Origin of the sequence: Sphingomonas caeni (assembly GCF_026013415.1) — a bacterium.
Taxonomy (GTDB): domain Bacteria; phylum Pseudomonadota; class Alphaproteobacteria; order Sphingomonadales; family Sphingomonadaceae; genus Sphingomonas; species Sphingomonas caeni.
Genome location: NZ_JAPDOK010000001.1, coordinates 859,334 through 879,180, shown reverse-complemented (window position 1 = coordinate 879,180; position 19,847 = coordinate 859,334). Strand labels below are relative to the sequence as shown.

Sequence of the window (19,847 nt, the reverse complement as noted above, 5' to 3'; positions counted from 1 at the left end):
TCCTCCGCCTCAACCAGCGGAACCCTATGAATCACGCATCCTCCCTCTTGGGAATCCTGAATGTCGATTGGCCCTAGCCCAGCGTGAGCACCACCAGCGATTTGGCGGGGAGCTTCACCACCAGCTTGCCGCCCTGCCAGCTCGCCCCGGCGAATGCCGCCGGAACGACGATGCCGGGCGCGGCATAGCTGTTGCGCGCGTCCATGGTCTTCGCGGTAAGGATCTGGCCGGCGATCGTGCCGGGCTTGAGGCCGGAGAGGTTCAGCGTCGCCGGATTGTTCGGATCGACATTGGTGATCGCGACATGGATCTTGCCGTCCGCGCCCCGCGCCGCGGTGACGTCGATCGCGGGCAGCCCCTCGGCATAATCGGGCGTGGTGACGCCCACCGGCAGCGCGGTCGCGCCCTGGAAGGGCTGGTAGAGCAGGAACGCCCAATATGTCGGCGTCAGCACCATCCTGGCGCCATCGGTGTGAATCATCGCCTGGAGGACGTTGACCATCTGGGCGATGTTGGCGCCGTGGACCCGATCGGCATGGCGGTGGAAGATGTTGAAGTTGGTCGCCGCGACCAGCGCGTCGCGCAGCGTGTTTTCCTGCACCAGATAGGCGGCGTTGGTTCCGGGCGTTGGATCGTACCAGGTTCCCCATTCGGCGACGATCAGTCCCTGCTTCTTCTCCGGATCATATTTGGTCATCGCGGCATCGTGCCCGACGATCATCGTTTCGAGCGCACGGGTGCGTTTGAAGGTCGCCGTCCAGGCCGCTTCGTCGAAGCCGATCGCCGAGCCCTTCTTTCCCCAATCGCCGGTCGGCAGCGTGTAGTAATGCAGCGAGATATCGTCGAACCGCGCCCGCGATTCCGACATCAGCACGTCGGTCCAGTGATAATCGCTGCCGGTTGCGCCGCCCGCGATCAGCCGGGTGCCGTCCTGCTTCAGGAAGGTCCCCCAGCGGCGGACCATCGGTGCGAATTCCTCGGCCCGGAGATTGCCGCCGCAGCCCCACATCTCGTTGCCGATGCCGACATAATCGAGCTTCCAGGGCTTGTCGCGGCCATTGGCGCGGCGCAGCTTGGCGAGCGTCGAATTGCCGCCATGGGTGATGTACTCGATCCAGTCCATCGATTCGGCGGGGCCGGCGCTGCCGACATTGACGTTGAGATAGGTCTTGGACCCGAGCAGCTCGGCGAAATCGAAGAATTCGTTGGTGCCGAACTGGTTGTCCTCCTCCTTGTTGCCCCACCATTTGTTGAGGGTCACCGGGCGGCTGCCGCGCGGCCCGATCGCGTCGCGCCAATGATAGATGTCGGCATAGCAGCCGCCCGGCCAGCGGATGACCGGCACGTGCAGCTTCTGCAGCGCCTCGACCACGTCGCGCCGGTATCCGCGGATATTGGGGATGGACGAATCCTCGCCCACCCAGATGCCGCCGGTGATGCCGCTGCCCAGCTGTTCGGCGAACTGGCCGTAGATTTCGGGGGCGATCCGTACGCCCTTCGCCGCGGTGTCGATGGTCCCGCTCGCCGTCACGGTGCCCGCCAGGGCGGGCGTGGCCAGCGCGAGCAAGGCCGCCGCCATCATGCGAATCGCCATCGGATCATCCCCTTTTGTCACTGAGCAATTGCGCTCTGGGATGATTGATAATACCAGATCGCGATGGAGGGAAGCCGCCACACGCCGCGCCATTTCAGCGGTCATGACGAGATCGCCGCGATTCTAGGGTCGGAGATCCTGTCCGGCGCGCGTGCGCCCGGATCGCGGATGCCGACGCTGGCCGAGATGTTCGACCGGTTCGGCGTGTCGCGGGTGCTGATGCGCGAGGTGATCAAGACGCTGACAGCCAAGGGCATGGTCGCATCGAAGAGCCGCGTGGGCACGCATGTCCTCGATCCCTCGCACTGGAACTGGTTCGATCCCGAAGTGCTGGCGTGGCGGGTTCGGCTGGGGCTCGACGCGGATTTCCTCGTGCGGCTAGCCGAGATGCGGCGCGCGGTCGAGCCCGCCGGCGCGGCGCTGGCGGCGCGGCACCGGACGGCGGAGCAGCTCGAGCACATGCGCGCGACGCTGGATGCGATGGCGGCGGCGGGGAATGACCGGCGCGCCTTTGCCCAGGCCGATCTCGATTTCCACATCGCAGTGAGCGCGGCCTCGGGCAATCCGCTGTTCCGCTCCTTTTCGGGCGTGGTCGAAACCGCGCTGGCGGCGTCCTTCTCGGTGAGCTCGCCGGCCGATCCCGCCGCCGCCGCCGCCAATGTCGCGCGTCACCGCACCATCGCCGACGCGATCGAGGCAGGCGATACCGAAGCTGCCGCCCACGCCATGCTCACAGTTATCGACGAGGGCTTCGCCCGCGTTTCCGGGGAAAGAAAATGACCGACAAGAAACTCCGCTCGCGCGCCTGGTTCGACAATCCCGACAATATCGACATGACCGCGCTCTATATCGAGCGCTACCTCAACTACGGGCTTAGCCAGGAGGAGCTGCAATCGGGCAAGCCGATCATCGGCATCGCCCAGACCGGCAGCGACCTTTCGCCCTGCAACCGCCACCATCTCGTCCTCGCCGAGCGGGCGCGCGAAGGCATCCGTGAGGCGGGCGGGATCGCGATCGAATTCCCCGTCCACCCGATCCAGGAAACCGGCAAGCGCCCGACCGCGGGGCTCGACCGCAACCTCGCCTATCTGGGGCTGGTCGAATTGCTCTACGGCTATCCGATCGACGGGGTGATCCTGACGATCGGCTGCGACAAGACCACGCCGGCCTGCCTGATGGCGGCCGCCACCGTGAATATTCCCGCCATCGCGCTCTCGGTCGGGCCGATGCTCAATGGCTGGCACAAGGGGGAGCGCACCGGCAGCGGCACCATCGTGTGGAAAGCGCGCCAGATGCTGGCGGGCGGAGAGATCGACCATGCCGAGTTCATCCGGCTGGTCGCGTCCTCGGCGCCCTCGACCGGCTGGTGCAACACGATGGGTACCGCGACGACGATGAATTCGCTCGCCGAAGTGCTCGGCATGTCGCTCCCTGGCTCCGCGGCGATCCCCGCGCCCTATCGCGACCGGCAGGAGAATGCCTACCGCACCGGGCTGCGCATCGTCGACATGGTGCGCGAGGACCAGCGCCCCTCGGACATCATGACACGCGACGCCTTCCTCAATGCCATCGCGGTCAATTCGGCGATCGGGGGCTCGACCAATGCGCCGATCCATCTGGCCGCGATCGCGCGGCATATGGGCGTCGAACTCAAGCTGGATGACTGGCAGGAAGTGGGGCTCGACGTGCCGCTGCTGGTGAACCTCCAGCCCGCGGGCGAATATCTGGGCGAGGATTTCTATCGCGCGGGCGGTGTCCCCGCGGTGGTCGCCGAACTGATGCGGCAGGGGCTGATCCGCGAGAGCGCGGTGACCGCCAATGGCCGCAGCATCGGCGACAATTGCCGCGATGCCGTGAATGAGGACGAGAAGGTCATCCGCCCGTTCGACCAGCCGCTCAAGGAGCGCGCGGGTTTCCTCGTGCTGCGCGGGTCGCTGTTTGACAGCGCTATCATGAAAACCAGCGTGATTTCCGAGGAATTCCGCGCGCGCTATCTCTCCGATCCGTCGGATCCGGAGGCGTTCGAGGGCAAGGTCGTCGTGTTCGACGGCCCTGAGGATTATCACCACCGCATCGACGATCCCGCGCTCGGCATCGACGACCGCACGATCCTGATCATGCGCGGCGCGGGGCCGGTGGGCTATCCGGGCGCCGCCGAGGTCGTGAACATGCGGGCGCCCGATTATCTGATCAAGGCGGGCGTGACCTCGCTTCCCTGCATCGGCGACGGGCGGCAATCGGGCACCTCGGGAAGCCCATCGATCCTCAACGCCTCGCCCGAAGCGGCGGCAGGGGGCAATCTCGGCCTGCTCCAGACCGGCGACCGGGTACGGATCGATCTGCGCAAGGGGCGCGCCAATATCCTGCTGCCCGAGGAGGAGCTGGCGCGGCGGCGCGAGGCGCTGGGGCCTCAGGGCTATCCCTATCCGCCCTCGCAGACGCCGTGGCAGTCGATCCAGCGCGCGCTGGTCGGCCAGATGGAGAGCGGCGCGATCCTCGAAGGCAGCGAGCAATTTCAGCGCATCGATCAGACGCGCGGCATTCCAAGGGACAATCACTGATGACGCTTCGCCTCGTTCAATTACGCCTGTCCGACGGTTCGCGCGGCGTTGCCTCGCTCAGCGAGGCGGGCGGGCGGCTGATCGTCGGCGCGGCCTCGACGCGCGCGCTGGCCGAGGCCGCCATCGCCGCCGGTCACGGGCTGGCCGAGCAGGTCGCGGCGCAGGGCCTGGGTGACAGCGTCGATGTCGCCGCGGCGCTGGCGGAGGGCCGCGTGCTCCCCCCGATCGACCATGACGATCCCGCGCATCTGCTGCTCACCGGCACCGGGCTTACCCATCTGGGTTCCGCCGAGGAGCGCGACCGGATGCACGCCAAGCTCACCGCCGAGACGCTCACCGACTCGATGAAGATGTTCAAGCTCGGCCTCGACGGCGGCAAGCCCGCGCCGGGCGAGGAGGGCGTCGCGCCCGAATGGTTCTACAAGGGCGACGGGTCGCTGCTCACCCCGCCCGAGGCCGATCTGGTCAGCCCCGCCTTCGCGCTCGACGGCGGCGACGAGGCGGAGATCGCCGCGCTCTATCTGATCGGGCCCGACGGCACGCCGCACCGGCTCGGCTATGCGCTCGCCAATGAATTCTCCGATCATGTCCATGAGCAGCAAAATTATCTCTATCTCGCCCATTCGAAGCTCCGCCCTTCGGCGCTGGGCCCCGAGCTGCGCGTCGGGGAACTGCCGCAAAGCGTGCGCGGCACCAGCCGGATCGTGCGTGACGGCGAGACGATCTGGGAGAAAAATTTCCTCTCGGGCGAGGGCAATATGTCGCACAGCCTTGCCAATCTCGAGGCGCATCATTTCAAATATCCGCTGTTCCGCCGTCCCGGCGACGCGCATGTCCATTATCTGGGCGCGGCGGCCTTCTCCTTCTCGCAGGGGATCAAGGTCCAGCCCGGCGACCGGTTCGAGATCGAGGCCGATGCCTTCCTGCTGCCCTTGCACAACGGGATGGCGGATGCGGCGGCGGAGGCGGTGAGCGTGAAACCGCTCTAGCCGAGCGCTTCGATATAGGCGCGGGCGTTGGCGGCGACTTCAGCCGCCGTCATGCCCGGCTTGTAAAGACCCGATCCCAGCCCGAACCCGTTCGCCCCGGCATCGAGCCAGGGCTGCATCGTGCTGGCGGTCACCCCGCCGACCACCAGCAGCGGCACCCGCTTCGGCAGCACCGCGCGCTGCGCCTTCACCACCGCGGGCGTCGCGGCCTCGGCCGGAAACAGCTTGAGCGCATGCGCCCCCGCCTTGAGCGCAGCGAACCCCTCGCTCGGGGTGAAATAGCCGGGCGCCGAGACCAGTCCGGCATCCACGCTCGCCGCGATCACCTCCACATCGGCGTTGGGCGAGACGATGATCCGCCCGCCCGCCTCCCGGACCGAGCGCACGTCCTGCACGCTCAGCACCGTCCCTGCGCCGATCAGCGCCTCGCTGCCGAAGCGCCGCGCCGCGCGCTCGATGCTCGCGAGCGGATCGGGCGAGTTGAGCGGCACCTCGATGATCGCGATCCCCGCCGCGATCAGCGCGTCCACGACGCCCTCGACCTCGTCCGGCCGCACCCCGCGCAGGATCGCGATCAGCGGGCAACGGTCGAGATGGGCGCGGAGAATCTGGTCAGGGGTCATAGCGCGCTCGCGATAGCATGGATTCCCGCGAGGAACGCGGTCTCGCCGTCGATCTGGACCGAGTCCCGCTCGGCTTCCTCCAGCGCGGCGGCGTAGAGCGCGGTGAGTGCGGGGTCGCCGATCAGCGCGACCGGCCCGTCATCGGCCACGCCGAGCCCGATCGCGACGTCGCTGCCGATCAGCAGGCCGCTGGCATGGCTCGCCGGATCGTCGATCCCGCCGAGCAGCGCGCGGGCGCGGATCGTGAACAGGTCGGCGAGCAATTCCCCCTCGTCGAGCCCGCGCTGCACGCCCTCGATGAAGGCGTCGCCGACCCGCACCGGCGCCTGGAGCTGTGCCGACAGGATCGAATGCTGCTTGAGAAGCGCGAAGATCTCGCCGGTCATCACGGTGCGGAACCCCGCGATAGCGCCATCCTCGATCCGTGCCCATTTGGCGTGGGTGCCGGGCAGGCAGGCGGCGCCGTCGCGGGGCATCAGCCCGGCCGCGACCGCGCCGATCAGCTGCACCTCCTCGCCGCGCATCACATCCTCGATATCGCACACACCGGGCACGATCGCGGCGCCCTCGGCGCGCATCAGCCCGTTCGCGAGTTCGGCGATCCCGGCGGGGCAGGGGACATAGGGGGCCTCGATCCATCCGCGGTTCGACCCCACCATCCCCGCGAGCAGCATCGGCCGATCGCCCCAGCGTGCGCGCAGCGCGGCAATCGCCGCGGGGAAATCGGGGACCGAAAGAATGCCCAGCCCATCGGCGATGCGGTCCTCGACGGCGCCGTCCGCCGCCAGCGCCCAGGCGCGGCGGTTGGTGGTGCCCCAGTCGACGGCGATCAGCCCCGTGTTCGTACCCATGGTCGCGCGCACTCATGGAAGTGATCCCGGCGAAGCACAACCTCGTCTGATGCCCGGATGCGCGGTCGAACCGTGCGAAGATCAGGTCGAGCCGGGCGAAACCGGGTCCCACGAATACTTGGCTGATAGCGGATGCTTTCCGCCCGCCCGGAACCGGGAATCGCGGCTATCCCTATGTAATAGGCGCGATTCGATTAGGTCCAAATTGGCAATAGCGCACGCTTTACTTTTATCCGAGTAATAGTGTTTACAACACCATCCAGTTGATGCAGCCTTATGTGGCTAACGGTCGGGCGAGTCGCCGAAAGGTAAATATATTCTTCGGCTTCTGTACTGAATTGCGTGCTTAAAATCCTGTTTTTCATCATGCAGATCCGAAGGAGGATTCTGTAATGCTCCAACTCGTCTGGAATTTCGCCGCACAAGTCGCTGGGGGACCTGCGGTCACCGCGACCAGCAGTCCCGAAATCGGCGCGATCGACAAGGCCGTGGTCAAGATCAAGAACGACGGAAACGATGTCGAGGTCGATCTTCAACCCGCCGCTCTCGACAAGCTCCTCCTGCTCGTGGTGCACAGCTCGGTCCCGACGGCCGATGTGACCGTCATCATCAGCGATGGCGCCGGAACCCCCAAAAAGACCGGCAAGCTGCCGCTGACGCAGCCCTTGCTGCTGGCGGGCGCCTCGCTCTCGCTGCTGCCCGGCGCCCCGCTCAAGGCGATCCTCAACTTCGCCAAGGTGGTGGGGTCACCGGACATCTGGGCCACGATCGAGCTGGTCGCCGCGCGCAAGACCTGAGCGCCGGCTCCTCCGCCGGCGCGCCCGGCGACCCTCATGACAGGAGGCGAACATGCCCCAGACTTTGGCCCATCCCGGCGTCTATATCGAGGAGACGCCCAGCAGCGTCCGGACGATCGTCGGCGTGGCGACCTCGATCACCGCTTTCATCGGCGCCGCCCCGCGCGGGCCGGTCGATACGCCGGTCCGCATCGCCAATTTCGGCGATTATTCCCGCCGCTTCGGCGGGCTCTCGCGCTCGAGCCCGATGAGCTATTCGGTCGCCCAATATTTCATGAATGGCGGCGCCGACGCGATCATCGTCCGCGTGCAGAAGGGCGGGGTGACCGCCAAGGTCATCCTGCCCGCGGGCGTGGGCGGCAGTCTGACGCTCGAGGCCGACAGTGTCGGCGACTGGGGCAATCAGCTGCGCGTGATGGTCGAGGATTCGGCCCCCGCATTCCCTGGCGCGTTCAACCTGACCATCCGCGAGGTCGATCTTGCCGATCCGACCGTGGTGCTCGCGACCGAGATATTCCTCAACCTCACCACCACGCCGGGCGACAAGCGCTATGTCGGCACGATCCTCGATCAGGAATCGGCGCTCGCCTCGGTGCTCGGCGCGCCGCCGACCAACCGGCCCACCGCAGTCGCCTTCCAGCCCTTTGTCGGCGGGAGCGACAGCGTCGCGCTGACCGATGCCGAACTCTCGGCCGCGCCCCTGCGCGCCACCAAGAGCGGGCTCTACGCGCTCGAAAAGGCCGATCTGTTCAACCTGCTGTGCATCCCGCCGCTGACGCTGACCGACGATATCGGCAGCGCGACCCACAATGCCGCGCTCTCCTATGCGCGCGAGCGCCGCGCGGTCTATCTGCTCGACGCGCCGGGCGCGTGGAGCAGCGCCGCCGATCCGGTGAACGCCGCCGAGACCGGCTTCGACGCGCTGGTGACCAAGCTCGACAATGGCGCCATCTATTTCCCGCGCATCATGGCGCCCGATCCGCTCCAGGAGAATCGCCTGGCGAGCTTCGCGCCGAGCGGCGCGGTGGCGGGTGTGATCGCGCGCACCGATGCGACGCGCGGCGTGTGGAAGGCGCCCGCGGGCACCGACGCGACCCTGGTCGGCGTGCCCCAGCTCGCGGTCAAGATGACCGATGCCGAGAATGGGCGGCTCAACAAGCTTGGCATCGATTGCCTGCGCAGCTTCCCGGTGATCGGCAATATCGTGTGGGGCGGGCGTACGCTTCGTGGTGCCGATGCGCTGGCCGACCAGTGGAAGTATCTGCCGATCCGGCGGACCGCCTATTTCATCGAGGAAACGCTCTACCGCGCGACCCAATGGGTGGTGTTCGAGCCCAATGACGAGCCGCTCTGGGCTCAGATCCGGCTCAATATCGGTGCGTTCATGCAGGGGCTGTTCGAGCAGCAGGCCTTTCAGGGCAAGACCCCGAAAGAGGCCTATCTGGTCAAGTGCGACCGCGAGACCAACCCGCAGCGCGACATCGACAAGGGCGTGGTCAACATCATCGTCGGCTTCGCCCCGCTCAAGCCCGCCGAATTCGTCCTGATCAAGCTGCAGCAGCTGGCCGGCCAGGTCGCGAGCTGATCCGCTTCATATCCTGAAAAGGGGGCAGAAATGCCGGAATTCACCGCCAACGCCACTCGCCGCGACCCGTACAAGAACTTCAAGTTCCGGGTGAAATGGGACGGCAAATATGTCGCCGGGATCTCCAAGGTCTCGATGCTCATGCGCAAGACCGAGGTGGTGAAGCACCGCGTCGGCGGCGATCCCTCGAACACCCGCAGCTCGCCGGGGCGCACCGCCTATGATCCGGTCACGCTCGAACGCGGCGTCACCCACGACGTCGATTTCGAGCAATGGGCGAACAAGGTGTGGAACTATGGCTCGGGCCTCGGCGCGGAGACCTCGCTCGCCGATTTCCGCAAGGACATCATCCTCGAACTGCTCAACGAGGCCGGGCAGGTGGTGATCGCCTACAAGATCTTCCGCTGCTGGGTCTCCGAATATCGGGCGATGCCCGATCTCGACGCCAACGCCAATGCCGTCGCGATCCAGCTGATCAAGCTGGAGAATGAGGGCTGGGAGCGCGACTATGCGGTGACCGAGCCGACCGAGCCCAGCTTCACCGAACCGGCGTGACCGGGCCCCGGGCGATGAAACGGCCCCAGGACGGCGCCGTGCTCGATTGGTGGGAGCGCGCCCGCACCTTGCCTCCGCTCGAACGCGCGCTGCACCTGCTGGCGCTGTTCGTCGATGCTGGGGCGGAGGCGATCGCCGACTGGCCGATCGGGCGGCGCGACCGCGCATTGCTCGCGGCGCGGGCGATGCTGATCGGGCCCGAAATCTGCGCCACCGCCGCCTGCCCGGCGTGCGGCACCGAGGTCGAGGCCGCGTTCGACGCCGCCGCGATCGCGGTCGACGATCCGGCCGAGAACGAGGCGGCGCTCGAGAGCGGGATACGCCTGCGCGCCGCGACCAGCCGCGATCTGGCGCTGGCGCTCGCGAGCCCCGAGCCGCGGCTCGCGCTCGCCCAGGCCTGCGTCGTCGCCGGCGCGCCGCGCAAGCGGGGGTGGAGCGAGGCGTTGCTCGCCGAAGCGGCGGCGGCGCTTCAGGCGCTCGACCCCCAGGCCGATATCCGCCTGCGCCTCACCTGCACCGAATGCGCGGCCCCGTGGAGCGCGCCGCTCTTCGTCGAGCCGTTCCTGTGGCGCGAAATGGCGGGCTGGGCGCGCGCGCGGTTCGACGAGGTCGACCGGCTCGCGCGCGCCTATGGCTGGCGCGAGGCGGACGTGCTCGCGCTCTCGCCCCAGCGGCGGCGCACCTATCTCGCGCTGGCGGCGGCATGAGCGACTTTCTCGGCCATCTCCTCGCCCAGGCGCGCCCCGAGGGCCAGCCCGCGCTGGGCCCTCTGCCGCTGATGCGGTTCGAGGGGGGCGCGGCGATCGACGAGAGCGGCGGGATCGATTTCGTGGCGGAGGCCGATCCGGCGCCCGGCGTGCTGGCGATGCCGCGGACCGCTGCCCCCGCCGCCGAGACCGAACCGCCGCCGCAGCGCGCGCACGGACCGGTTGCGATCGAAGCCGCGGCACCGTTCGCGCCGGCGCCCGCGATCGAGACGCGGGAAACCGATGCCTTCCAGCCGGTGCTGCCCGCGCCGGTCGTGACCGAGATCACCACTCCGGTGATCCGCGAGCTTTCGACCTTCGAACAGCTGCTCGAGATCGTGCCGCAGAGCGTGGCGCCGGTGACGCAACCCGCCCGCGACGACGCGCGCGATCCTGCGCCGCAGACGATCGTCGAACAGCCTATAGCGGGTGCGCCGCTCGAACCCGCGGGCGCGCCGGAGCCGGGCGAGCAGGCTGCCGCGCCGTCGCCCGGTCCCGCCGAACCTGGTCCCCACGCCGAAGCCGGCGAGCCGCTCAGTCCGCTCCCCCCGCCGCTCGCCGCTGCCCCGCTCCAGCCCCAGCCCGCGCCCGAGATCGCCGCCCCCATCGCCGAGCCGCCGCCGCTGCCGGTCGTCGAAGTCCATATCGGCCGGATCGAGATTCATGCGCCCGAGGCCCCCGCCCCAGTCGTCGCCGCGCCGCCTGCCGCTGCGGCAGGCGGATCGCGGCTCGACCGCTATCTTGCGCGGGGCTGAGCGGTGGCCAACCCGTTCGCCCTTCCCGCCCTGGGCCATGTGCTTCGCCAGCTGCTGATGGACGCGGCGCCCAACAGCGACCTCTCCTTCCTCGGCATGGGCGGCTGGCAGGTGAGCATGCTCCCGCCCGACCTGATCAAGCGCGGCGACACCGACGGGCCGCTGCTCAACCTCTATCTCTATCAGGTCGCCCAGAACCCCGGCTGGCGCAATCGCGACGCGCGCACGCATGATGCCGCGGGCCAGCGCATCGCCGCCCCCCCGCTCGCGCTCGATCTACATTACCTGATCACCGCCTATGGCAGCCAGCCCTATCAGGCCGAGGCATTGCTCGGGCACGCGCTGCTCGCGCTCCACGACCGGCCGGTGCTGACCCGCGACTATATCGCCGCCGCACTCAAGCTGCCGGGCTCGCCCACCGCGATCGACAAGCATCTCGCCGCCTCGGGGCTCGCCGAGCAGGTCGAATCGGTGCGGCTGTCGCTCGACAATCTGAGCGGCGACGATCTCGCCCGGCTCTGGTCGGGATATCAACTGGGCATGCGGCCGAGCGTCTCGCTGCTCGCGACGGTGCTGCTGCTGAGCAGCCGGACGACGCCGCAGACCCCGCTGCCGGTCACCGCGCGGACGATCACCACCGTGCCGCTCCACCGCCCGGTGATCGCTTCGGTCCATGCCAAGGGCGGCGCGCTGCTTCCGGTCGAGCCGGGCACGACGATCCTCATCTCGGGCGACAGCCTGTTCGATCCGACGATGACATTGCTCGTCTCGGACGTCGATGTGACCACGCTGATCGATCCGGCGGGCGAAGGCCATCCCGCGACGCTCACCGTTCCGCTCCCGGCCACGCTGCCCGCCAAGATGGTCGCGGGAATCCAGACCGTCGAGATTCGCCACGGCGTGCTGATCGAGGGCGACCCGGTGCCGCGCAATCTGATCGGGTCGAATGTCGATTCGTTCGTGCTCCACCCGCGCGTCGCGGCGGCGGCGCAGGATGGCGGGACGGTGCGCGCGGTGCTGGTCGATTTCGCGCACGAGATCGGCGAGCGGCAGAGCGTTCGGATCACCCTCGAGGAGGTGGTCGCGGGCAATCTCACCGGGGTCCGCTTCGCCGCGGTGGTGCCCGAGGGCAATCCCGATGTGCCGCCGCCCACCAATGCGCCGCGCCCGGCGCGCGTGAAGCTCAACCGCGTCTGGGCGCACACCAGCGCGGCCCCCGGCGATTACCGCGTGCTCGCCTCGGTCGATGGCGTCGCCTCGATCCCGCACAGCGTCGCGACCGATGTGAAGGTCACCCTTACATGACCGCCGCCTTCGCCCCCGCTCCCGCCGCGTGGCGCGCCGCCAACCAGGCTGCGTTCGTCGCCGCGGTGACCGAGGCGCGCGGCATGCTCGCGATGGCGCTGGCGGGCGAGGGCTTGGCCGAGGTCCCGATCCTGGGCTCTGATCCGCCGCCGGTCCACGCCCAGCTCGCGGCGGGGGCCGGGCTCACCGCGTTCGAGCATTGGCTGCTCCTTCTCTGCGCGGGGGCGGAGGTCGATGCCGATACGCGCGCCTTGTGCGCGGCCTGGCACGGCGATCCGGCGCGTGACCGGCCGAGCCTCGCGCTGGCGCTCGCCTGCCATCCCGAGCCGCACTGGAGCGCGCTCACCCCGCACGCGCCGCTGCGCCGCCACGATTGGCTCCGGCTCGACGAGGGCCCGGGGCTGACCCAGCGGATGCTCTCGGTCGACGAGGAATTGCTCCATGCCTGCCTCGGCGAGGGCGGCGCGCCCGAGGCAATCGTCGCGCGGCTGCTCCATCGCCGCCGCCGCGACGGGCTCGACGCGCTCGCGCAGCGGATCGATCTGCGCGGCGACGGCGACGCACTGGTGCTCCCCGAGCAGCAGTGCGACATGCTCGCCCAGGTCGCGGGGCATGTCCGCCACCGCGATCAGGTGCTCGGCGACTGGGGCTTCGCCGCGCGCAGCCGCCGCGGGCTCGGTCTCTCCGTGCTGTTCACCGGGCCGAGCGGGACCGGCAAGACACTGGCGAGCGAGACGATCGCGCGCGAGCTCGGCTATCCGCTCTACCGCGTCGATCTCGCCGCGCTGGTCAGCAAATATATCGGCGAGACCGAGAAGAATCTCGAAACGGTGCTCGACGCCGCCGAGCGCGAGCAGGTCGTGCTGCTGTTCGACGAGGCCGATGCGCTGTTCGGCCGCCGCAGCGCGGTGCGCGACAGCCATGACCGCTATGCCAATCAGGAGGTGAGCTTTCTCCTCCAGCGGCTCGAAAGTTTCAGCGGACTGGCGATCCTCACCTCGAACCTGCCCGAGGCGATCGATCCGGCGTTCATGCGGCGCTTCCGCTTCGTCATTGCCTTTCCCTTTCCCGATCAGGCGCAGCGCGAGGCGATCTGGGCGAGCGTGCTGCCGCCCGCGATGCCGCGCGAGCCGCTCGACCTCGCGCGGCTCGCACGCTTCCTGCTCGCGGGCGGATCGATCCGTACCGTCGCGCTCAACGCCGCCTTCCGCGCGGCCGCCGAGGGCGTGCCGGTCGGCATGCCGCATTTGCTGGCGGCGGTGCATGCCGAGCTGGTCAAGCTGGGCCAGCCCCTGCCGCCGGGAGAACGCGGATGAGGCGGCAGGCGCCCCCGCCCGCGCCGGTCGTCCGGCTGACGATCGACCGCGTCGTCGTGCGCGGCGCCGCGCCCGTGTCGCGGGCCTCGCTGAGCGCGGCGATCGAAGCGGCGGTGAGCGCGAAGGTGGCAGGCAGCCCCGGGCTGTGGTCGGGCGCGCGCGATGGTTCGGCGACCGCGACCTTGCGCGAGCGGGCAGGGGCCGGATCGGGCGCGGCGATCGCCGATGCGCTGGCGGTGGCGGTCACGCGCGGGCTGGGGAGGGGCTCATGAGCGGACCCGTCCATGAGGCGCGCGTGCCGCTGCGCAACCCGGCGCCGCCGATCCTCTCGCCCGCGCGGACCGCCGTCCAGCGGCGGTGCAAGAACCATGGCGCGGGCGAGGAATGTCCCAAATGCGCGGTCCAGCGCAAGGAACGTGGTGGCGCGCCCGGACGCAAGCACGCCGCCGAGGTCGATGCGGTGCTGGCGAACCCCGGGCGCCCGCTGCCGCCTGCACTGAAAAACGACATGGAGGCGCGCTTCGGGCACGATTTCAGCGCGGTCCGCATCCATGACGATGCCGCGGGCGCGCGCGCCGCCGACGCGGTCGACGCCCAAGCCTTCGCGCATGGCAACGACATCGCCTTCGGCCCGGGCCGCTTCGATCCCGACACGCCCGACGGCCGCTGGCTGATCGCGCACGAGCTGGCGCACACCGTCCAGCAATCGCAAGGGTCCGAGGGGGTGCAGCAGCGGGGTGCCGCCTCGGACGGCGCGCTCGAGCGCGAGGCCGATGCCGCCGCCAGCGCCGCGCTCGCCTATGCCCCGCTCCCACCGCTCAGCGCAGCGCCGGCGGCGGTGGCCAGGGCGGCAAAGCCTGCCGCCAAGCCCAAGGGCAAGAACGCCGACCTCACCATCGGCGCCGACAACCTCAAATATAATGTCACCGTCACCACCGCCCCTCAAAAGGTCGATGGAGTCGACGAGGTGACGGTCGAGCTGCTGGTAAAGCCCTTCTACGTGCCGCGCATGAAGGGCCGCCGCGCGCTGGAGGTGATGCGCGCCAATCCGCCCGCGCCGCTGATGCGCGTGCCCAAGGCCGAGGACAAGAGCAACCGTGCCGCGCTCAAGCAGAAGCGCGAGGACACGCCGGACCTGCGCGATAATTGGCTGCAGCGCGTCGGCTGGAAGGCGGCGGAGGCTGACAAGCTATGGAAGAAATGCGGCGGCGACAGCTGGTTCCCCAAGGTGAAGGGCGAAGCCTGCCACATGGACCACATCATCGAGCTGCAGCTGAGCGGCGGCGGCCATCCCGAGAATATCCAGGCGCTCGATCCCAAGCCCAACATCACCAGCGGCGGCATGATCCGCGATCAGCTTGCGGACCTCGCCACCGAGATCGCCGACCACAAGACGCTGGGGCTCAACGGCAAGAAGCGTGACCTGATGATGCGCATCCGCTTCGAGGGCGTGAAATATTATGGCGATCCGCCCTCGGTCACCAAATGCGTCGAGATCGAGACCCAGGCGCTCACCGGCGGCCAGGGCACCCTCCAGCTCGCGCCGGGCCGCCAGCCGCACACGCTCCTGCTCAAGGGCGGCAATGCGCAATTCTCGGTCGACGACACGCTCGCGGCGTTGATCGAGGGCGATCCCGACAATGATTCGCTGCGCATCGTCTATGCCGGGCTGATCCTGTCGCAGCTCGACGCGCCCAACAAGGCGGGCACGCATGTGCTCCACGCGCGGATCGACACTGCCACGTCGCGGCTGCCGATCAAGATCAAGAAGTCCAAGGACAGCGACATTCAGATGAATGTCCGCGCCGACACCCCGCCGGTGCTGAAGACCAACAAGACCAAGATTCCGGTGGACCTGCTGTTCATGAGCCCGGGCGAGATCACCGAGGTCAAGATCGACGGCGACAAGATCAACTGGACCGGCATGATCACGCCGACCCACAAATTCCTGCCCAAGCTCGAGATCAAATATGCCGACGAGAAGCTGACGGTCGCGACCAAGCTCGACAAGGAAGCGCTGGCCAAGAAATCGCCCATCCCCGGCGCGAAGATCACCGAAGCGTCGCTCGCCGTCCAGCTGATGCCCGAATTCAAGCCGGAGGGGAATTTCGCCTTCGATTACGATGTCGGGAAGCGGAAGATTCTCAGCACCGCGGTCAGGGTCTTCGCCGAGGACGGCGCGCTGGCCGCGGATGGCGATGTCACGCTGCACATCCCACGCGTGAAGAGCGCGACCGGCAAGATCAAATATCGTCAGGGTGAATGGTCGCTCGAGGCCAAGGTCACCACCGGCCAGCTCGACCTGCCTTACCTCAAGGGCGGCGAGCTCACCGCCACCTATGCCAAGGGCAGGTTCGGCGCGCAGGGCACGCTCGATCTCGATCTGCCCGGCAACGGCACCGGCCAGATCAAGCTGAGTTTCGCGGGCGGCAAATGGACCTATGGCGGCAAGGGGACGATCAAGCATTCCAAGCTGGGCACGGTCAACGTCCAGATCACCGATGACGGCGATACCTTCACCGCCTGGGGCGACGCCACGATGGGCTTTCCCAGCCTGGGCCTCACCCCCAAGGTTGCGGCCAAGTTCGTCCGCAAGAAGGGCGAGGAGAAGCCGAGGTTGAGCGGCACCGGCACGCTGCTGGTGGCGCGGCCCAAGCTCAACGGATCGCTGACCGTGACGCTGCACGAAAACGGCGCGATCAGCGCGGCGGGCAAGATGAAATATCCGGTGCGCGACGACCTGACCGTCGAGGTCGGCGTCGCGGTCGACCAGCAGCAGAACGTCACCACCACCGGCACCGCCAAGCTGACCCGGCCGATCCCGCTCTTCGCGGCCAGGGGCGGCAAGTACAGCATGACCCTGCTCAATATCGAAGTGCCGATCCCCGGCGTTTCGGCCGGGCCGATCGGGCTCAAATTCGGCATCGGCGCGGGGATCGACGCGAAATACTGGTTCGGCCCCGCGGTGCTCAAGGATGTCGAGGTCGGCGGCAAGCTCAATCCCTTCGCGCCCGATCCCGATCCGGTGCTCGATTTCAAGGGCACATTGTCGGTCGATGCCGGTGCGTCGCTCGGCTTCTGGATCAAGGGGTCGCTGATCGTCGATGGCGGGCTGGCCAAGGCCAAGGGCAGCATCATCGTGAGCGCCGCGATCGAGGCCAAGGGCAATGCCAGCCTGATCACCACCGCCCATTACGAAAAGGGCTGGTACGCGCTGGGCGCGGTGGCCAAGGCCAGCGCCGAACTCAATCTGCGCTTCGGGCTCGCCGCCGAGGTCGAGCTGACCACGATCCTGGGCAGCTGGGGCCCCGGCGCCAAATGGGAATGGCAGCTGGCGGACTTCCTGGTCCCGACCGGGCTCGGCTTCTCCTTCTCCGCGCCGGTCAGCTATCATTCGATCCAGGGCTTCACTCCGCCCGATGCCAAGAACATCACCTGGGTGCCGCCGCAGAAGATCGACGCAGGCGACTTGCTCAAGAAGATCCTCGACGGCGCCCGGAAATCGGGGCCTCCGGCATGAGCGGGCTCGCCTCCGCCGCCGCGCCGCTCAAATGCGGGCTGGTGCTGACCGATCCGGTCACCGCTGCCGTGAAGCGCGTGATCGTGCTCCAGTATACGCCGGAAAAGCTCAGCCGCTCGCTCACCCCCGCCGCGCCCCCTGCCGGCGGTCGCTCCGAGCCGCTGCGGCTGACCGGCCCCGCCGCCGAGACCTTCAAGCTCGACGCGATCCTCGACGCGACCGACCAGCTCGCGGCGCCCAGCGCCAACCCCGCGGTGGTCGAATTCGGCCTCCAGCCCGCGCTCGCCGCGCTCGAACTCGTCCTCTATCCCGAGAGCGGCCAGCTCGAGAACAACAACCGGCTGATGGACATGGGCACGCTCGAGATCGTGCCGATGGAATCGCCGCTGATCCTGTTCGTGTGGAGCAAGACGCGCATCCTGCCGGTGCGGATCACCGAATTCAGCGTGACCGAGGAGGAATTCGATCCCGCGCTCAATCCGATTCGCGCGCGCGTGTCGATGGGGATGAAGGTGCTCAACACGAGCGACCTGCCTTTCCGCCACCGCGGCTCGGCCCTGTTCATGAACCACCTCGTCCGCAAGGAAGGGCTCGCGCGCAAGATCGCGACCGGCACGCTTGAGGAACTGGGTCTGGGAGGGCCGCCATGAGCCGGATCGACGCACTCGGGATCGGCGGCGCGTCCTTCCCCGCCAACAGCCGCTATGCGGGGATCGCGGTCAAGACGATCACGATAACGGTCGCGGGCGCCGGCGAGGAGGTCAGCTATCTCGCGCGCCGCTTCGTCCCCTCGCCGAACGCCTATGCGAGCCTCGGCGGCCATCAGGTGACCGACTACGACCGCACCGATCTGGTCGCGACCGCGCGGCTCGGCGATCCGATGCTCGCCTGGCGGCTCCAGGACGCGAACGGCGCGATGCATCCGCGCGAACTGATGCGCGACGTTGGGCGGCTGCTCGTGGTGCCGCTGCCCGCGGGCGTCCCCGCGCCGCCGCTGGCGGGCGAGGAGGGATAGATGAACGAGGGCGCCTTCCTCGTCTCGATCCTGGTCGGCCCGACCGTGCCGATCCCGCTCCCGCGCGTCGCGCTCGAGGCGCTCGAGGAGATCGAGGTCACCCAGACCACCGAGGGCGAGAGCGGCTTCTCGCTCAAATTCTCGATCGACACCCACTCGGTGCTCCACACGCTGCTGCTCGTCGGCGGGCAGCAGGTCCCCGCGCTCAGGGTGATCGTCGTCGTCACGATCGGCGGGCTGCCGCAGGTCCTGATGGACGGGGTGATCGACAAGCAGGAGATGAGCGGCGGCGGCAGCGGCGCCGCGATGCTCACCGTGCTCGGCAAGGACCTCACCTCGGTGATGAACCGCATCGACAAGACCGGGCTGCCTTATCCGGCAATGCCGGTTCCGGCACGCGTGCTGGCATGCCTCGCCACCTATGCGCCCTATGGGATGATCCCGGTGGCGATCCCGCCGATCTTCCCGGTCACCAAATCGCCGACCACCGAGATCCCCAAGCACAAGGGGACCGACCTCGCCTATATCCGCCAGATGGCCGCCGAGGCCGGTTACGTCTTCTATGTCGAGCCGGGACCTGTGCCCGGCACCAACACCGCCTATTTCGGCCCCGAGATCCGCGTCGGGATCCCGCAGCGCGCGCTCAACATCAATTCGGACGGCTTCACCAACGTGCTCTCGGCCGAGTTCGGGATCGACGCCGCGCAGCACGAGCTGCCGGTGATGATCGTGCAGGAGCCCTTCAGCAAGGTCTCGATCCCGATCCCCGTGCCCGATATCAGCCTCGCCAACCCCCCGCTCGGGCTGGTGCCGCCGCGGCTGACCGGCATCCGCGTGCTCGACGATCTCGGATCGCTGAGCGCGCCCGAGGTGATGCTGCGCGGGCTCGCGGCGAGCGCCAAGTCGGCCGATGCGGTGACCGCGACCGGCACGCTCGATCCGGTCCGCTATGGCGGGCTGCTGCGCTCGCGCGGGCTGGTGGGCATGCGCGGCGCCGGGATGGCGTTCGACGGGCTCTATTTCGTCAAGAGCGTCACCACCTCGATCAAGGCGGGCGCGCTGACCCAGCGCTTCGCCCTTGTCCGCAACGGGCTGGTCTCCACGGTTCCGGCGGTGGCGGCATGAGCGGGGGCCCTTATTTCGGCAAATATCGCGGGGTCGTGATCAACAATATCGACCCCGAGAAGCGCGGGCGGCTGATGGCGAACGTGCCCTCGATCGAGGGGTTCGTGCCGACCAGCTGGGCGATGCCCTGCTTCCCCTCGGCGGGGACGCAGGCGGGCTTCTACACCGTGCCGCCGATGCAGGCCGGGGTGTGGATCGAGTTCGAGGGCGGCGATCTCGACAAGCCGATCTGGACCGGCTGCTGGTACGCGACCGCCGCCGAGGTCCCCTCGCTTGCCGCGCCCGCCATCTCCCCGCTCGGCTGCTTCGTGATGCAGACCATGGGGCAGACCACCTTCATGATCTCCGACGTGCCCGGCCCGACCGGCGGGATCATACTCAAGACCAAGACCGGCGCGATGATCGCGATCAACGAGACCGGCATCACCATCACCAACGGCCAGGGCGCGACGATCATGCTCAACGGGCCGAGCGTCACCATCAACAACGGGGCGCTGGCGATCACATGAG

Annotated in this window: 19 protein-coding genes; 16 read left to right on the top strand and 3 right to left on the bottom strand. The window is 68.4% G+C overall.

Annotated features, from left to right (window positions below; genetic code table 11):
- Positions 1-73: 73 nt before the first annotated feature.
- The gene (locus OF829_RS04630; RefSeq protein ID WP_264938774.1) at positions 74-1,594 is read right to left on the bottom strand and encodes an alpha-N-arabinofuranosidase; all 1,521 of its coding nucleotides are present in this window, start codon (positions 1,592-1,594) and stop codon (positions 74-76) included.
- A 63-nt stretch (positions 1,595-1,657) separates the two neighbouring features.
- Between OF829_RS04630 and OF829_RS04625 the strand changes: the two genes are divergently transcribed.
- The 3 genes from OF829_RS04625 to araD1 are packed head-to-tail and all read left to right on the top strand — an operon-like array spanning position 1,658 to position 5,144.
- A complete protein-coding gene (locus tag OF829_RS04625) occupies positions 1,658-2,374 on the top strand; it encodes a FadR/GntR family transcriptional regulator (RefSeq protein WP_264938773.1) in 717 nt (238 codons plus the stop codon).
- The gene (locus tag OF829_RS04620) at positions 2,371-4,155 is read left to right on the top strand and encodes an IlvD/Edd family dehydratase (RefSeq protein WP_264938772.1); all 1,785 of its coding nucleotides are present in this window, start codon (positions 2,371-2,373) and stop codon (positions 4,153-4,155) included. The genes OF829_RS04625 and OF829_RS04620 overlap by 4 nt, the downstream gene beginning before the upstream one ends.
- Positions 4,155-5,144, top strand: coding sequence for an AraD1 family protein (gene araD1, locus OF829_RS04615; RefSeq protein WP_264938771.1), 990 nt, complete (start codon positions 4,155-4,157; stop codon positions 5,142-5,144). The genes OF829_RS04620 and araD1 overlap by 1 nt, the downstream gene beginning before the upstream one ends.
- Here araD1 and OF829_RS04610 read toward each other — a convergent pair.
- Together OF829_RS04610 and OF829_RS04605 are read right to left on the bottom strand one after the other, a co-directional pair.
- Positions 5,141-5,767: a 2-dehydro-3-deoxy-6-phosphogalactonate aldolase gene (locus OF829_RS04610; protein WP_264938770.1), complete on the bottom strand. Its 627-nt coding sequence runs from the start codon at positions 5,765-5,767 to the stop codon at positions 5,141-5,143. The two genes, araD1 and OF829_RS04610, sit on opposite strands and share 4 nt — an antisense overlap.
- Positions 5,764-6,618 (bottom strand): 2-dehydro-3-deoxygalactonokinase, encoded by an 855-nt coding sequence (locus tag OF829_RS04605; protein WP_264938769.1) that lies wholly within the window; start codon positions 6,616-6,618, stop codon positions 5,764-5,766. The genes OF829_RS04610 and OF829_RS04605 overlap by 4 nt, the downstream gene beginning before the upstream one ends.
- 392 nt (positions 6,619-7,010) lie before the next feature.
- Between OF829_RS04605 and OF829_RS04600 the strand changes: the two genes are divergently transcribed.
- The 13 genes from OF829_RS04600 to OF829_RS04540 are packed head-to-tail and all read left to right on the top strand — an operon-like array spanning position 7,011 to position 19,846.
- Entirely contained in the window at positions 7,011-7,415 is a 405-nt protein-coding gene (locus OF829_RS04600; protein ID WP_264938768.1) for a hypothetical protein, read from the top strand.
- A 52-nt stretch (positions 7,416-7,467) separates the two neighbouring features.
- Positions 7,468-9,000, top strand: coding sequence for a phage tail sheath family protein (locus tag OF829_RS04595; RefSeq protein WP_264938767.1), 1,533 nt, complete (start codon positions 7,468-7,470; stop codon positions 8,998-9,000).
- Positions 9,001-9,030: 30 nt separating this feature from the next.
- On the top strand, positions 9,031-9,555 hold the full coding sequence (locus OF829_RS04590; protein ID WP_264938766.1) for a phage tail protein: 525 nt from the start codon (positions 9,031-9,033) through the stop codon (positions 9,553-9,555).
- A gap of 14 nt (positions 9,556-9,569) precedes the next feature.
- Positions 9,570-10,262: a hypothetical protein gene (locus tag OF829_RS04585; protein WP_264938765.1), complete on the top strand. Its 693-nt coding sequence runs from the start codon at positions 9,570-9,572 to the stop codon at positions 10,260-10,262.
- Positions 10,259-11,056 (top strand): hypothetical protein, encoded by a 798-nt coding sequence (locus tag OF829_RS04580; RefSeq protein ID WP_264938764.1) that lies wholly within the window; start codon positions 10,259-10,261, stop codon positions 11,054-11,056. The genes OF829_RS04585 and OF829_RS04580 overlap by 4 nt, the downstream gene beginning before the upstream one ends.
- Before the next feature lie 3 nt (positions 11,057-11,059).
- The gene (locus tag OF829_RS04575; protein ID WP_264938763.1) at positions 11,060-12,361 is read left to right on the top strand and encodes a DUF4255 domain-containing protein; all 1,302 of its coding nucleotides are present in this window, start codon (positions 11,060-11,062) and stop codon (positions 12,359-12,361) included.
- Positions 12,358-13,677, top strand: coding sequence for an ATP-binding protein (locus OF829_RS04570; RefSeq protein ID WP_264938762.1), 1,320 nt, complete (start codon positions 12,358-12,360; stop codon positions 13,675-13,677). The genes OF829_RS04575 and OF829_RS04570 overlap by 4 nt, the downstream gene beginning before the upstream one ends.
- Positions 13,674-13,949, top strand: coding sequence for a hypothetical protein (locus OF829_RS04565; protein ID WP_264938761.1), 276 nt, complete (start codon positions 13,674-13,676; stop codon positions 13,947-13,949). Before OF829_RS04570 ends, OF829_RS04565 begins: the two co-directional genes overlap by 4 nt.
- A complete protein-coding gene (locus OF829_RS04560; protein ID WP_264938760.1) occupies positions 13,946-17,197 on the top strand; it encodes an eCIS core domain-containing protein in 3,252 nt (1,083 codons plus the stop codon). The genes OF829_RS04565 and OF829_RS04560 overlap by 4 nt, the downstream gene beginning before the upstream one ends.
- Positions 17,194-17,847, top strand: coding sequence for a hypothetical protein (locus OF829_RS04555; protein WP_264938759.1), 654 nt, complete (start codon positions 17,194-17,196; stop codon positions 17,845-17,847). Before OF829_RS04560 ends, OF829_RS04555 begins: the two co-directional genes overlap by 4 nt.
- Positions 17,844-18,212: a hypothetical protein gene (locus OF829_RS04550; RefSeq protein WP_264938758.1), complete on the top strand. Its 369-nt coding sequence runs from the start codon at positions 17,844-17,846 to the stop codon at positions 18,210-18,212. Before OF829_RS04555 ends, OF829_RS04550 begins: the two co-directional genes overlap by 4 nt.
- Positions 18,213-19,337 carry a hypothetical protein gene (locus OF829_RS04545; protein ID WP_264938757.1) on the top strand — a complete coding sequence of 375 codons (1,125 nt, stop codon included), beginning with the start codon at positions 18,213-18,215 and terminating at the stop codon, positions 19,335-19,337.
- A complete protein-coding gene (locus OF829_RS04540) occupies positions 19,334-19,846 on the top strand; it encodes a phage baseplate assembly protein V (protein WP_264938756.1) in 513 nt (170 codons plus the stop codon). Before OF829_RS04545 ends, OF829_RS04540 begins: the two co-directional genes overlap by 4 nt.
- The last annotated feature ends 1 nt before the right edge of the window (position 19,847 follow it).

What these genes read in the sequence shown, in the direction of transcription:
- OF829_RS04625 (WP_264938773.1), top strand. Translation starts at nt 1,658, where the DNA reads ATGGAGGGAAGCCGCCACACGCCGCGCCATTTCAGCGGTCATGACGAG.
- OF829_RS04550 (WP_264938758.1), top strand. Translation starts at nt 17,844, where the DNA reads ATGAGCCGGATCGACGCACTCGGGATCGGCGGCGCGTCCTTCCCCGCC.
- OF829_RS04580 (WP_264938764.1), top strand. Translation starts at nt 10,259, where the DNA reads ATGAGCGACTTTCTCGGCCATCTCCTCGCCCAGGCGCGCCCCGAGGGC.
- OF829_RS04585 (WP_264938765.1), top strand. Translation starts at nt 9,570, where the DNA reads ATGAAACGGCCCCAGGACGGCGCCGTGCTCGATTGGTGGGAGCGCGCC.
- OF829_RS04600 (WP_264938768.1), top strand. Translation starts at nt 7,011, where the DNA reads ATGCTCCAACTCGTCTGGAATTTCGCCGCACAAGTCGCTGGGGGACCT.
- OF829_RS04565 (WP_264938761.1), top strand. Translation starts at nt 13,674, where the DNA reads ATGAGGCGGCAGGCGCCCCCGCCCGCGCCGGTCGTCCGGCTGACGATC.
- OF829_RS04605 (WP_264938769.1), bottom strand. Translation starts at nt 6,618, where the DNA reads ATGGGTACGAACACGGGGCTGATCGCCGTCGACTGGGGCACCACCAAC.
- OF829_RS04560 (WP_264938760.1), top strand. Translation starts at nt 13,946, where the DNA reads ATGAGCGGACCCGTCCATGAGGCGCGCGTGCCGCTGCGCAACCCGGCG.
- OF829_RS04555 (WP_264938759.1), top strand. Translation starts at nt 17,194, where the DNA reads ATGAGCGGGCTCGCCTCCGCCGCCGCGCCGCTCAAATGCGGGCTGGTG.
- OF829_RS04540 (WP_264938756.1), top strand. Translation starts at nt 19,334, where the DNA reads ATGAGCGGGGGCCCTTATTTCGGCAAATATCGCGGGGTCGTGATCAAC.
- OF829_RS04595 (WP_264938767.1), top strand. Translation starts at nt 7,468, where the DNA reads ATGCCCCAGACTTTGGCCCATCCCGGCGTCTATATCGAGGAGACGCCC.
- OF829_RS04590 (WP_264938766.1), top strand. Translation starts at nt 9,031, where the DNA reads ATGCCGGAATTCACCGCCAACGCCACTCGCCGCGACCCGTACAAGAAC.
- OF829_RS04545 (WP_264938757.1), top strand. Translation starts at nt 18,213, where the DNA reads ATGAACGAGGGCGCCTTCCTCGTCTCGATCCTGGTCGGCCCGACCGTG.
- araD1 (WP_264938771.1), top strand. Translation starts at nt 4,155, where the DNA reads ATGACGCTTCGCCTCGTTCAATTACGCCTGTCCGACGGTTCGCGCGGC.
- OF829_RS04620 (WP_264938772.1), top strand. Translation starts at nt 2,371, where the DNA reads ATGACCGACAAGAAACTCCGCTCGCGCGCCTGGTTCGACAATCCCGAC.
- OF829_RS04610 (WP_264938770.1), bottom strand. Translation starts at nt 5,767, where the DNA reads ATGACCCCTGACCAGATTCTCCGCGCCCATCTCGACCGTTGCCCGCTG.
- OF829_RS04630 (WP_264938774.1), bottom strand. Translation starts at nt 1,594, where the DNA reads ATGGCGATTCGCATGATGGCGGCGGCCTTGCTCGCGCTGGCCACGCCC.
- OF829_RS04570 (WP_264938762.1), top strand. Translation starts at nt 12,358, where the DNA reads ATGACCGCCGCCTTCGCCCCCGCTCCCGCCGCGTGGCGCGCCGCCAAC.